We start from the raw sequence: 12,663 nt of genomic DNA on the forward strand, positions 1-12,663 counted from the left end.
TTCAGTTAGTTATTTTTACCGGGAATATTCCGGTTGGGTTTGTTGGCTTCCATCGTTTCTAGGATCCGCTGATAACTATCAAAGCGTTGCTGTGAAACGCTGCCAGAGTCTATGGCCTCTTGTATTGCACAACCAGGATCGCCTTGGTGCTTACAGTCGCGGAAACGGCATTGGTTTAACCAAGGCCGCAACTCTATAAAGCCCCATGCGACCCTTTCTTTGGCTAAGTGCCAAAGCTGAAACTCTCGCACTCCTGGAGAGTCAATTAATCTGCCACCACAACTTAAGTGATATAACCGGGCGGTAGTGGTGGTGTGTTGTCCAAGGCCAGAGACTTCCGAGACTTCTTTGGTATCGATGCTTTGTTCTGGCAATAATGCATTTACCAAGGAGCTTTTTCCTACCCCCGATTGGCCAACAAAAATACTGGTTTTATTGTTTAAGTATTGGTTTAAATCATTTAAACCTTCAACTTGCTTAGTACTGGCGAACACCACCTTATAACCCAGTCCCTGATAAAGTGATAATTGGCGCTCTATGGCTTGGCGCTGCTTGGTATCGAGTAGGTCTACTTTGTTGAGCAGAATCACCGGCTCTAAGCCTACGTCTTCAACTGCTACGAGGTAGCGGTCAACAATGCTGGTGGAAAACTCGGGAAGAACAGCTGAAACGATCACTACTTGATCGATATTGGCGGCGATGGCTTTGATGCCGTCATAAAAATCGGGACGGGTTAATTCTGAACGACGCTCGTGGCGAGCTTCAATTACCCCGCGAATGCCGGACTGCTCTTCACTACCGGCGCGCCATACCACTTCGTCTCCGGTGACTAAAGAACCTAGAGAGCGGCGCATATTGCAACGAAAAACCTCGCCAGTACTAGACTCAACGTCAGCATGTTGGCCAAAGCGGCTGATGATGGTGCCTTCCTGTTGAGGCCCTAATTGCTCATCAAGCCATTGATGGGTTTCTTGCTTTTTTAAGCGCTTTTGTTGGTTGCTGCGCACTCGGCGAAGCTGACCTTGGCTCAGTTTCTTTCTCTTTGTCACGAAAACTGCTATTCAAGTAAGGGTAATAAATCGCTATGATACCGCTTATCAAAGATTTGCGGAAAATTTTTCCACATTAAATAGGGTTCACATGAGTGTTAGCGAACAGAATTTAGTTTGGGTTGATATGGAGATGACAGGTCTCGAGCCCATGAGTGATCGTGTTTTAGAGATCGCGACCATTGTTACCGATGCACAATTAAATATTTTAGCTGAAGGGCCAGTGATCGCGGTTCATCAGCCTGATGACGTGCTGGCGGGCATGGATGAATGGTGCACCAATACTCATACTGGGTCTGGTTTGGTTGACCGAGTGCGAGCCAGTAAGGTGAACGAGCAGCAAGCGGCTGAACAAACGATTGAGTTCATCAAACAGTGGGTTCCCAAAGGCGTATCACCGATGTGTGGTAATAGCATTGGTCAAGACCGTCGCTTTATGCATCAATACTTGCCCGAATTAGAACAATTCTTTCATTATCGAAATATTGATGTGAGCACCGTTAAAGAATTAGCGCGCCGTTGGCGGCCTGAAGTTTTAAATGGATTCAGCAAAAGCGGTACCCATTTAGCTTTAGATGATATTCGCGAATCCATCGCGGAAATGCAGCACTATCAGAAAACTTTCTTTAAACTGGGCGAAAACTAAACAAACAGTTTTAACGACGTGTTTTTTTTAATTTCAGCTCTTGCAAAGGTAAAAATTCCTCGTATAATTCGCAGCCCTAAACAGCGTGAAGCCACGGCTTGAGCTTGTTTAGTTATTGCTTATTTAAGCGGCACTAGCTCAGTTGGTAGAGCGCAACCTTGCCAAGGTTGAGGTCACCGGTTCGAACCCGGTGTGCCGCTCCAAACTAAAGCGCACTGGCTTTGAATGTTTTAAATATTCTAAATAGTGATACAGGATTAAGCGGCACTAGCTCAGTGTGGGTATAAAGAGTAGCGCAACCTTCGGGTGAAGCGAAATACACACAAAATAGTGATATAGATTTAAGCGGCACTAGCTCAGTGTGGGTATGAAGAGTAGCGCAACCTTTGGGTGAAGCGAAATACACACTAAATAGTGATAAAGATTTAAGCGGCACTAGCTCAGTGTGGGTATAAAGAGTAGCGCAACCTTCGGGTGAAGCGAAAAACACACTAAATAGTGATAAAGATTTAAGCGGCACTAGCTCAGTTGGTAGAGCGCAACCTTGCCAAGGTTGAGGTCACCGGTTCGAACCCGGTGTGCCGCTCCAAACTAAAGCGCACTGGCTTTGAATGTTTTAAATATTCTAAATAGTGATAGAGAATTAAGCGGCACTAGCTCAGTGTGGGTATGAAGAGTAGCGCAACCTTCGGGTGAAGCGAAATACACACTAAATAGTGATAAAGATTTAAGCGGCACTAGCTCAGTGTGGGTATGAAGAGTAGCGCAACCTTTGGGTGAAGCGAAATACACACTAAATAGTGATAAAGATTTAAGCGGCACTAGCTCAGTGTGGGTATAAAGAGTAGCGCAACCTTCGGGTGAAGCGAAAAACACACTAAATAGTGATAAAGATTTAAGCGGCACTAGCTCAGTGTGGGTATAAAGAGTAGCGCAACCTTCGGGTGAAGCGAAAAACACACTAAATAGTGATAAAGATTTAAGCGGCACTAGCTCAGTGTGGGTATAAAGAGTAGCGCAACCTTCGGGTGAAGCGAAAAACACACTAAATAGTGATAAAGATTTAAGCGGCACTAGCTCAGTTGGTAGAGCGCAACCTTGCCAAGGTTGAGGTCACCGGTTCGAACCCGGTGTGCCGCTCCAAATTTAAAGCCCTGCATCATTGATGTAGGGCTTTTTTATTGTGGTGAAACGGCCTTGCAAGGGAATAACCCTTATGGGTCATATGAGTCATAAGGCTATTCCTTTGGACAGACTGTGGTTTAGTTTTTAATCAGGGATAGTTGGTGTTGAGCGTACATGGCGGCACCAACAATGCCCGCTTGATTTAAGCCTTGGGCTGGCAGCACTTCGGCTTTTACATCTAATTGCTCGGAAAACTTCTCAAATTTTTTGCTGGCGCCGCCGCCAATAATGAAGCAGTCGGGAGACATTAAGAACTCCAAACGCTGTAAGTACAGGTTAAAACGCTTCCCCCACTTTTTCCAACTTAGGTCTTCGGCTTCGCGCACACGGGCACTGGTGTAGTGTTCAGCTACTTTATCTTTCAAAATAATGTGACCAAATTCGGTATTGGGTAGTAGCTCACCATTAACAAATACGGCGCTACCTAGGCCCGTGCCCACGGTGATAATGACTACTACACCTGCGTGGTGGGAGCCTGCACCAAAGTCCATTTCAGCCATGCCGGCTGCATCGGCATCGTTCACCACATAGCAGGGGCAATCGGTAAATTCGGCGAACAAGGCTTCAACATTGGTACCGATCCAGCTTTTATCGATATTTGAAGCTGTTTGGGCTACCCCATGGGTGACGGTAGCGGGAAAACCGCAACCAATCGGACCTTGCCAAGCAAAGTGTTCGACCATTTTTTTTAGCGTTGCCGCGACAGACTGTGGCGTTGCCGGTTGGGGGGTAGCAATGCGGTGCCGCTCGCTGACGAGTTGACCCGTTTTTGAGTTTACAATAGCGGCTTTTATACCAGTGCCACCTATATCAACGCCAAGTAAGTGCATAAGCTGTTTCCAATTATTTTAGTTTGAAAAGTGTAACAGAACCTTATTTGTTGAGGCACTAAGCGTCGCGGCTTAAGCCTTTTTCTATAATACGGATCAAGCGAGCGGTTTTTCTAGCGTTTTTTGCCGCTTTTGTTTGTTGTTGAGTGATGGCCCAATCAACATGGAGCTGTGCTATTTCGCCTAAACCTTGTTTGTTTTGCAAGGCGGCTAATATGGACTCGTCATAGTTAGCATTACCTAGGGCAATGGCGATATTACGCATCCATTGTTGGAAACCGATACGGCGAATGGCTGAACCCTCGGTGTGTTTTAAGAATTCTTGTTCAGTCCAGGCGAATAGCTCTAATAAGCGAACCTGATTGAGTTGGCCACGCGCGGCAAAATCGGCCTCTTGGCTAAGTTGGGCATAGCGATTCCAAGGGCAAACCAATTGGCAGTCGTCACAGCCATATATTCGATTGCCCATCAGTGGCCGCAGCTGTTCATCAATTACACCATCGTATTCAATGGTGAGATAAGAGATACAGCGGCGAGCATCTACCTGATAAGGTTCAACAATCGCTTGAGTAGGACATATAGTTAGGCAAGCAACACAATCACCACACTGTTGGTTTACAGCTTGGTCAATTGGCAGCGGTAGGTCAATAAACAGTTCGCCTAAGAAAAACCAAGAGCCGGCATCTTGGTTAATCAGTAGGCTGTGTTTACCAGTCCAACCCAAACCGGCTTTGGTCGCCAATTGGCGCTCGAGCACAGGGGCTGAGTCTACAAAAGGGCGGGTATTGAGTTGCTGCTGGCAAAACTCGCTAATTGCTTTGGCTAGCTGGTTTAAACGTTTGCGCATTAGCTTGTGGTAGTCGCGGCCTAAGGCGTAGCGGCTAATATAGGCTTGTTGGTCGTCTTTGAGGCTGGCGGCGAACTTGGCATCCTCTGGTAAATAGTCCATTCGTACCGAGATAATTCTTTGAGTACCTAGATGCAAGAGCTCGGGGTGTTTACGTAATTCTAGATTACGCGCTAGGTAGTCCATTTCACCGTGATAATTCTTGGCTAACCACTGGTCTAGGTCTGAGTGATGTTGACTGAGATCCACATCTGTTATGCCGATCTGCTGAAAACCTAGCGATTTAGCGGTTAGCTTGATATGTTGAACCAGCTTTTTTAAGTCGATTTCGGTTGGTAGGGACATGGCGCAAACGCAAGAATTATTTTCCAGTAGTTTACCACAGACTTTGTGGTGCGCCGAGCAGGTGAAAACTCAGGAAGCTTTGCTGGCTAAGCAGCAAGGTATTTCTTTGTCTCAGTTAATGGAGCGGGCAGGGCAAGCGGCGTTTGCTTACATGCAAAGCCGTTGGCCAAAAGCACGGCAAATTTTGGTGTTAGCTGGCGGCGGTAACAATGGTGGCGACGCTTATGTGTTAGCGCGTTTAGCTAAGTTGTCCGGTAAGCAGATCCAACTATTGGAACTAGGCCAAGTGGAAGGTCTGCCAGAAGAAGCTCATCTGGCGCGCGAGGCTTGGTTGGCTGCGGGCGGCCGAGCAGAAAACTTGGAGCGAATAAATTGGCAGTGTGATGTGGTGGTTGACGGTGTGCTAGGCACGGGGCTCGCATCACCACTGAGAGAGCCCTTAATGGAGCTTTTTTCCCGAGTTAATCAAACCAAGGCTGAGGTGCTGGCTCTAGATATTCCTTCAGGCTTGTGTGCCGATTCGGGGCGAAACTGGGGACAGGTGATTCAAGCTACCGCCACGATTACCTTTATTGCCTTAAAGCAAGGTTTATTCACAGGACAAGCCGCCGAGTATGTGGGGGAGTTAGTACTCGCTGACTTAGGTGTGGGTGAGGCGTTTGAGCAGCAAAACCAGTCTAGCGTGAAGCGTTTGCCAAGGCATTTACTTGATCCTATGTTAGCGCCTCGCTCACGTTTAGCGCATAAAGGTCATTGCGGTCGAGCACTGTTAGTGGGCGGTAACCAAGGAATGGCTGGCGCGATACGTATGGCTGCTGAAGCCTGTTTACGCAGCGGCGCTGGCTTAGTAAATGTACTCACTCATGGTGACAGTATCGGCACTGTTAGTTATGGCCGTCCCGAATTGATGGTGAGCGCAGCAGCGCTTCGCCAAGATCAGTTTTTACAGCAGGCGACTTGTTGCGTTATTGGGCCAGGCTTAGGGCAAGATGATTGGGCTAAGCAGTTATTTATATGGGCTTTGGATGCCGCCGTTCCTTGTTTGGTGGATGCCGATGGCCTAAATTTACTGGCAAAACAATCGCTGCATCGGGTTGATTGGATTTTAACGCCGCATCCAGGTGAGGCTGCTCGCTTACTGGCGTGCTCGGTGGCCGAAGTCGAAGTTGATAGGGTTAGCGCAGCGCGGCAAATTCAAGCTCGTTATGGTGGGGTTTGTGTACTCAAAGGCGCTGGAACGGTGATTGCCGGAGAGGAGCAACAGCTGAGCATCTGCTGCGCGGGTAATCCGGGCATGGCTTCGGGTGGGATGGGCGATGTATTGTCTGGTATAATCGGCGGCTTGCTTGCTCAACTGGCCGAGCGCTACAGCCTATTTGAAATTGCTTGTTTAGCTGTCAATATTCATGGGCAAGCGGCAGATTTGGCAGCGAAGCAAGGTGAACGAGGAATGTTAGCCTCAGATTTAATGCCTTTTATAAGACAACGAGTGAATCCGTAGAATAATGAAAACGTGGCAAATTGATTTAAGCGATGCAGAACAAACCGTAGCCTTAGGCGCTCGACTAGCAAGAGCCTGCCAGCAAGCCTGCGTGATCTATCTGGAGGGTGATTTAGGTGCGGGAAAAACCACCTTAACTCGTGGTTTTATTCAAGGAAAGGGGCATTTAGGCAAGGTAAAAAGTCCCACCTATACTTTAGTTGAGCCCTATCAGTTAGGGGAGTGGCGAGTAAATCATTTTGATTTATACCGTTTAGCCGATCCTGAAGAGCTTGAGTTTATTGGGATCCGTGATTATTTTGCTGATGACTGTTTGTGTATAGTGGAGTGGCCTGAGAAGGGTCAGGGCTTTTTGCCTGAAGCTGATTTATTAGTTGAATTAGTATACTGTGGTGAGCAGCGCCGTGCTGAAGTGAGCGCGTTGACCGAACAAGGACAACAAATAGTGGAGTGGTTGAGTCAAGATGAGGCGTAGCCGAGTTATAAGCTCATGGGTTGGCTTATGTTTATGTCTAATGTGCAGTCTGGCCTTTGCATCCAGCAAAGTGTCGGGGGTTCGCGTGTGGAGCGGTCCAGATAATACCCGGATCGTTCTGGATTTGTCTGCCGCTGTAGAATTTAGCCACTTCAATTTAAGCCAGCCGAATCGCTTGGTGCTTGATCTCAAAAACAGCCAAATGGCGACTAAGCTAAGCGAGGTTGAGCTTAGCGGTAACTTAGTGAAGAAACTGCGCCCTAGTACTCCCAAGGCTAAACAAGACTACCGCTTAGTGGTTGAGCTAAACCAAGCGGTTAATCCTACTATTTTTTCTTTAAAACCCACGGGTAATTATGGTCATCGTTTGGTGATCGACCTGCCCGATAAAGCGGGTAAAGAGCAAACCCAAAAACAACAGCAACAGATCTCTAAGGTTAAAAAGCAGCAGCAATTGGCCGGTAATCGCGACATTATTATTGCTATTGATGCGGGGCATGGCGGGGAAGATCCCGGCGCCATTGGCAGGCGAAAAACCTATGAAAAAAATGTCACCCTGGCGATAGCCAAACGGGTGCAACGTTTAATCAATCAGGAGCTGGGTTTAAAAGCGGTACTGATCCGTCAAGGCGATTACTTTGTAAACTTGAATAAACGCTCGCAAATTGCCCGTAAAAACAAGGCCGACTTTTTAGTTTCTATTCACGCCGATGGCTTCACCTCTTCACAGCCTAAAGGTGCCTCGGTGTGGGTGGTATCCACTCGTAGAGCTAAGAGTGAAGTGGGGCGGCATTTAGAAGAGCACGAGGCCGAGTCTGACCTGCTGGGTGGGGTTGGCGAAGTGATGGGAAGTGTGGAAAATGATGCTCATCTCAACTTCGCCCTGATTGATATGCAGATGGATTATTCCATGAACACGGCATACGAGGTGGCTAGTAAAGTATTGGGTGAACTGGGGCGCGTAACCAGTTTGCATAAGAAACGGCCAGAACACGCCAGCTTAGCGGTACTTCGTTCGCCTGATATCCCTTCTATTTTGGTAGAGGCGGGCTTTATCACAAACCTTAACGAAGAGAAATTACTCAACTCTGGCAATCATCAAGAGCGTATTGCTCAGGCTGTGGTGAAGGGGATTAAAACCCATTATCGTAACAAGCCGCTGGCCGGCACTTTGTATGCCCAAACCTATGGGGTACGCAAGCATACTGTGCAAAAAGGCGAATCACTGTCGGTATTGGCTGCCCGCTATAATACCAGTGTGGCGGGGCTGAAAAAGGCCAATAAATTGTCTTCAAATACGCTGCGCATTGGTCAAGTTTTGACAATTCCTAATAGTTAATTTCATGCCTATTCAAATATTGCCAGCCCAGCTGGCGAACCAAATTGCCGCCGGAGAAGTGGTAGAACGCCCTGCTTCGGTGGTGAAAGAACTGATTGAAAATTGCCTCGACGCTGGTGCGACTAGAATCGATGTGGAAATCGATAAGGGCGGCGCCAAGCGGATCCTGATTCGCGACAATGGCTGCGGCATCGAAAAAGAGCAATTGGCCTTGGCTTTAAGCCGTCATGCTACGAGTAAAATTGGCAGTTTAGATGACTTAAGCGCAATTGCTACCTTAGGATTTCGTGGGGAAGCTCTAGCCAGTATAAGTTCGGTCTCGCGTTTAAGTTTAAGCTCAAGAACGTTAGAGCAAGAGCAGGCTTGGCAAGCTAGGGCCGAAGGGCGAGATATGCAGGTGAGCTTGCAGCCCTGTGCTCATCCGGTGGGCAGCTCGGTTGAGGTGCTCGACCTATTTTTTAATACACCGGCTCGGCGAAAGTTTTTACGCACCGAAAAAACCGAGTTTTCACACATCGATGAATTGTTAAAGCGCCTTGCCTTAAGTCGTTTCGACGTGGCTGTTAGCCTAAAACACAATGGCAAGCTGATTCGCCAATACCGTATTGCTAAGGATCTTGATAAGCAATTGAAGCGAGTGGGAGCGGTGCTTGGCGCGCCGTTTATTCAGCATTGTTTGCATATTGATAACCGACATGATGATTTACGTTTGCATGGCTGGCTTGGATTGCCAGAGGTGGCGCGAGCGCAAAATGACCAACAGTTCTTTTATGTGAATGGCCGGATGATGCGCGACAAATTATTGCAGCATGCGATTCGTCAAGCTTTCGCCGCCTATCTACCGGAAGAATTACACGCTAGCTATGTGTTATTTCTGGAGTTGCCGCTAGAGCAGGTCGACGTCAATGTTCATCCTGCCAAACACGAAGTGCGTTTCCATCAAGCTCGTTTGGTACACGATTACATTGTACAGGTGTTAGGTTCTGCTTTGGCGAAACTACCACAAGCTGAGAGCTCGGCTGATTTGTGGCAGGGGGACGATGAGCAAATTGCTGATGAAACTTCTGTTATGGAGCCTTTAGCACAGCATAGTTACGCGGCGGTGCCTCGCTCTGAGTCGTCTGGGGCTAGCCGAGGCTCTTATCAATCGCCACTGTACCGCGCCGACCGCCCTCGAGCGAGTGAGCGGGAGGCTAACCACCAATGGTTGAGTCGTAGTGCCGCGTTTGACGCACCTAGCCTTGCTGGCGAGGAAAACACGAGTAGCTCTAGTCCGTTATTAAGTCCGCTACACCTAGAGCAGCAACGCTATTTATTGGCTCGTTATCGCGATGAGCTGGTGGTATTGGATTTATCGGTTTGTCAGCAAAGTTTGGCGTTTAAATTAGCCTTACAGCAATGGCCTCAAGGCTTAGATTCGGTACCTTTATTGTTGCCTTTAAAGCTGAGTTTAGAGCAAGACTTGGTGCAGCTAGTTGAACAACAAAGCGAAGCTTTGCGCCGTATGGGCTTTGCTTTTAATATTATTAATCGTCAGCAGTTAGCATTGACTCAGGTACCGAAGTTGTTCCGTAAGGTGGATTTCGCTCAGCTCTTACCGCGCTTGCTTGGTGCCATGATTCAGCTTCCTGAAGCCGAGTGGCAACAAGCTGAAGCCTTGCTAAGTGGCCTAATTAAGTTACAGCCCAATGCAGATGACTTTACTTGGCAGCAGGCCTTGGAATTAATTCAGCAGCTACAGCAACAGTACCACCACGAACTCCCCAAAGTGTTTTGGCGGCGGCTGGATTTGACAACTTGTATACAGGGGTTTGCTAATGAGCACTAAGCTGCCGGTGATTACACTGATGGGGCCCACGGCTTCTGGCAAGACTGCATTGGCCATTGACTTACATAAGCAATATGGCATGGAAGTGGTGAGCGTTGATTCGGCCTTAATTTATCGAGGCATGGATATTGGCACCGCCAAGCCCACCCCAGCCGAGCAAGCAGAGGCGCCGCACGCCCTAATTGATATTTGTGAGCCCACGGAAGTGTATTCGGCTGCAGATTTTCGCAAAGATGCTTTGGCGGAAATTAATGCAATTCACCAGCGTGGCAATATTCCCTTGTTAGTGGGCGGGACCATGCTGTATTTCAAAGCCTTGGTAGATGGCATTGCCGACTTGCCAGAAGCTGACGCTCAGCTTAGAGAGCAGATTAAGCAGCAGGCTGCAGCTAGCTCTTGGCAAGCCTTGCATCAGCAATTGGCGAACTTTGACCCTAACAGTGCGGCGCGAATTAATGCTAACGACCATCAGCGTTTAATGCGGGCCATTGAAGTGTATCGACTAACTGGTAAAAGCTTAACTGAGTTAAACCAACAACCAGTGGCCAAGTTACCTTTTGATATTCATCAGTTTGCCATTGCACCTCAAGAAAAAGCCCAATTACATCTCTTGATTGAGAAACGTTTTAAGCTGATGTTGGAACTTGGCTTTGAGGCTGAGGTCAAAGCGCTGATGCAGCGTGGAGACCTTGATCTTAGCCTGCCATCGATGAGGAGTGTTGGTTATCGTCAAATGTGGCAATATCTCAGTGGCGAAATAGAGTATGAAGAGATGGTATTCCGTGGCATAGTGGCCACCAGACAATTAGCCAAGAAACAAATGAATTGGCTGAAAAGCTGGCCCTCTCTTACTTGGTTACGCAGTGGGGAAGCTACAAACAGTAAAATTATTACCCAATCACTTAGTGATACTTGAAATTGCAGCTATAAGGCTCCAAGTTAGTGGTATATAATCGATTTTGAACGATGCCAAATTAATTTATAAGAAAAAGGAACAATAACATGGCGAAGGGGCAATCATTACAAGACCCATTTTTGAATGCGTTACGACGTGAGCGTATTCCCGTTTCAATTTATTTAGTAAACGGTATTAAGTTGCAAGGCCAAGTTGAATCATTTGATCAGTTTGTCATCTTGTTGAAGAACACTGTCAGCCAGATGGTATACAAACATGCTATCTCTACTGTGGTACCAGCGCGAGCTGTTCCTCACCATACCCCAGTACCTGGCGAAACCAAAACCGACGAATAGCACCTTGCGAAGGCGTATTAGCCTTGGTAAGTGCCAAGGAGTAAATTAGCTTGTTTGACCGTTATGAAGCAGGTGAACAAGCCATCTTAGTGCATGTAAATTTTACTGACGAAGATGAGCGAGAAGACCTGCAAGAACTGAAGATGTTAGTCAGTTCAGCAGGCGTTAACGCGGTCGCTACCGTTACTGGTAGCCGAGTTTCTCCTCACCCCAAGTATTTTGTTGGGGCGGGGAAAGCTGAAGAAATCGCAGAATTAGTAAAAAGTGCCCAAGCAGACGTGATTATTTTCAATCATGCTTTGTCGCCAGCACAGGAGCGAAATTTAGAGATGCTCTGTGAGGCGAGGGTGCTAGATCGAACTACCCTCATATTAGACATTTTTGCTCAACGTGCGCGTACCCACGAAGGTAAGCTACAGGTTGAGTTAGCCCAGTTGCGCCACATGTCGACACGTTTGATTCGTGGCTGGACTCACCTAGAGCGACAAAAGGGCGGTATTGGCCTACGTGGTCCGGGGGAAACCCAGTTGGAAACCGACCGTCGATTACTCCGAGCACGAATTAAGCAAATCATGCAGCGCCTAGAAAAGGTGGGTAAGCAGCGCGAACAGGGGCGAAGGGCACGGCAACGGGCTGAAGTACCTACGGTGTCTTTAGCTGGTTATACTAATGCTGGTAAATCAACTCTGTTTAATCGTATGACAGAATCGACGGTGTATGCGGCCGATCAGTTGTTTGCGACACTTGACCCTACTCTGCGGAAGATCGATATCGACGATGTTGGCAAGGTGATTCTTGCTGATACCGTGGGCTTTATTCGCCACCTCCCTCACGATCTGGTGGCTGCATTTAAAGCGACCTTAACCGAAACTCGAGAAGCTCAGCTATTATTACATGTGATTGATTATAGTGATGAAAGAATGGCTGAAAATGTTGAACAGGTTGAGGTAGTATTGGATGAAATTGGGGCTGGAGAAACCCCGTTTCTGCAAGTGTTTAATAAGGTGGACCAACACCCCGATATGAGTCCTCGTATCGAGCGTGACGAAAATGGTTTACCGCAAAAAGTGTGGGTATCGGCCTTAACGGGTGAAGGTTTGCCTTTGTTGTACAAGGCAATCAGTGAACGTTTGGTCGGTGATATGGTTAACCATACTTTGCGTTTGCCGCCAAGTGAAGGACGCTTGCGTAGTCGTTTATATCAGTTAGACTGCGTAGCAGGTGAACGTTTAGACGATGAAGGCAACATCGTTGTGGATATTCGGTTAGATGCCATTGCATGGCAGCGACTGGATAAGCAATTCGACCATAATTTAGATAGATTTATTGCTCAATGTGAGTAGGCACTAACTTTAATTTCTGGAGAC

General features: G+C 47.6%; 11 protein-coding genes and 3 tRNA genes. 11 read left to right on the forward strand and 3 right to left on the reverse strand.

Annotated elements, in window-relative coordinates:
* Positions 1-5: 5 nt before the first annotated feature.
* A complete protein-coding gene (gene rsgA / locus AR383_RS15850; protein ID WP_055734010.1) occupies positions 6-1,049 on the reverse strand; it encodes a small ribosomal subunit biogenesis GTPase RsgA in 1,044 nt (347 codons plus the stop codon).
* A 91-nt stretch (positions 1,050-1,140) separates the two neighbouring features.
* Here rsgA and orn point away from each other — a divergent pair, with 91 nt between their 5' ends.
* The 4 genes from orn (at position 1,141) to AR383_RS15870 (ending at position 2,838) form a co-directional block, all read left to right on the forward strand.
* A complete protein-coding gene (gene orn / locus AR383_RS15855) occupies positions 1,141-1,695 on the forward strand; it encodes an oligoribonuclease (RefSeq protein ID WP_055734011.1) in 555 nt (184 codons plus the stop codon).
* Positions 1,696-1,822: 127 nt separating this feature from the next.
* Positions 1,823-1,898, forward strand: a tRNA-Gly gene (locus AR383_RS15860).
* 310 nt (positions 1,899-2,208) lie between these two features.
* Positions 2,209-2,284, forward strand: a tRNA-Gly gene (locus AR383_RS15865).
* Positions 2,285-2,762: 478 nt separating this feature from the next.
* A tRNA-Gly gene (locus tag AR383_RS15870) sits at positions 2,763-2,838 on the forward strand.
* 119 nt (positions 2,839-2,957) lie between these two features.
* Here the strand turns inward: AR383_RS15870 and ppgK are convergent.
* Both ppgK and queG read right to left on the reverse strand, forming a co-directional pair.
* Positions 2,958-3,710, reverse strand: coding sequence for a polyphosphate--glucose phosphotransferase (ppgK, locus tag AR383_RS15875; protein ID WP_055734012.1), 753 nt, complete (start codon positions 3,708-3,710; stop codon positions 2,958-2,960).
* Positions 3,711-3,768: 58 nt separating this feature from the next.
* Positions 3,769-4,902: a tRNA epoxyqueuosine(34) reductase QueG gene (queG, locus tag AR383_RS15880; RefSeq protein ID WP_055734013.1), complete on the reverse strand. Its 1,134-nt coding sequence runs from the start codon at positions 4,900-4,902 to the stop codon at positions 3,769-3,771.
* On the opposite strand from queG, the gene AR383_RS15885 reads away from it, so the two are divergent.
* The 7 genes from AR383_RS15885 (at position 4,901) to hflX (ending at position 12,639) form a co-directional block, all read left to right on the forward strand.
* Positions 4,901-6,403, forward strand: a complete 1,503-nt coding sequence (locus tag AR383_RS15885; RefSeq protein ID WP_055734014.1) for an NAD(P)H-hydrate dehydratase — start codon at positions 4,901-4,903, stop codon at positions 6,401-6,403. The genes queG and AR383_RS15885 overlap by 2 nt on opposite strands.
* A gap of 4 nt (positions 6,404-6,407) precedes the next feature.
* The gene (gene tsaE, locus AR383_RS15890) at positions 6,408-6,878 is read left to right on the forward strand and encodes a tRNA (adenosine(37)-N6)-threonylcarbamoyltransferase complex ATPase subunit type 1 TsaE (RefSeq protein WP_055734015.1); all 471 of its coding nucleotides are present in this window, start codon (positions 6,408-6,410) and stop codon (positions 6,876-6,878) included.
* Positions 6,868-8,217, forward strand: coding sequence for an N-acetylmuramoyl-L-alanine amidase (locus AR383_RS15895; protein ID WP_055734016.1), 1,350 nt, complete (start codon positions 6,868-6,870; stop codon positions 8,215-8,217). The genes tsaE and AR383_RS15895 overlap by 11 nt, the downstream gene beginning before the upstream one ends.
* 4 nt (positions 8,218-8,221) lie before the next feature.
* Entirely contained in the window at positions 8,222-10,045 is a 1,824-nt protein-coding gene (gene mutL, locus AR383_RS15900; protein WP_055734017.1) for a DNA mismatch repair endonuclease MutL, read from the forward strand.
* Entirely contained in the window at positions 10,035-10,961 is a 927-nt protein-coding gene (gene miaA, locus AR383_RS15905) for a tRNA (adenosine(37)-N6)-dimethylallyltransferase MiaA (protein WP_055734018.1), read from the forward strand. The genes mutL and miaA overlap by 11 nt, the downstream gene beginning before the upstream one ends.
* 86 nt (positions 10,962-11,047) lie before the next feature.
* On the forward strand, positions 11,048-11,296 hold the full coding sequence (gene hfq / locus AR383_RS15910; RefSeq protein ID WP_055734019.1) for an RNA chaperone Hfq: 249 nt from the start codon (positions 11,048-11,050) through the stop codon (positions 11,294-11,296).
* A 50-nt stretch (positions 11,297-11,346) separates the two neighbouring features.
* Entirely contained in the window at positions 11,347-12,639 is a 1,293-nt protein-coding gene (gene hflX, locus AR383_RS15915) for a ribosome rescue GTPase HflX (RefSeq protein ID WP_055734020.1), read from the forward strand.
* The last annotated feature ends 24 nt before the right edge of the window (positions 12,640-12,663 follow it).

The sequence above is a fragment of the Agarivorans gilvus genome (genome assembly GCF_001420915.1).
Classification (GTDB): Bacteria; Pseudomonadota; Gammaproteobacteria; order Enterobacterales; family Celerinatantimonadaceae; genus Agarivorans; species Agarivorans gilvus.

Coding starts and splice junctions, on each gene's coding strand:
- AR383_RS15885 (WP_055734014.1), top strand. CDS start 4,901: ATGGCGCAAACGCAAGAATTATTTTCCAGTAGTTTACCACAGACTTTG.
- miaA (WP_055734018.1), top strand. CDS start 10,035: ATGAGCACTAAGCTGCCGGTGATTACACTGATGGGGCCCACGGCTTCT.
- mutL (WP_055734017.1), top strand. CDS start 8,222: ATGCCTATTCAAATATTGCCAGCCCAGCTGGCGAACCAAATTGCCGCC.
- AR383_RS15895 (WP_055734016.1), top strand. CDS start 6,868: ATGAGGCGTAGCCGAGTTATAAGCTCATGGGTTGGCTTATGTTTATGT.
- hfq (WP_055734019.1), top strand. CDS start 11,048: ATGGCGAAGGGGCAATCATTACAAGACCCATTTTTGAATGCGTTACGA.
- orn (WP_055734011.1), top strand. CDS start 1,141: ATGAGTGTTAGCGAACAGAATTTAGTTTGGGTTGATATGGAGATGACA.
- queG (WP_055734013.1), bottom strand. CDS start 4,902: ATGTCCCTACCAACCGAAATCGACTTAAAAAAGCTGGTTCAACATATC.
- tsaE (WP_055734015.1), top strand. CDS start 6,408: ATGAAAACGTGGCAAATTGATTTAAGCGATGCAGAACAAACCGTAGCC.
- ppgK (WP_055734012.1), bottom strand. CDS start 3,710: ATGCACTTACTTGGCGTTGATATAGGTGGCACTGGTATAAAAGCCGCT.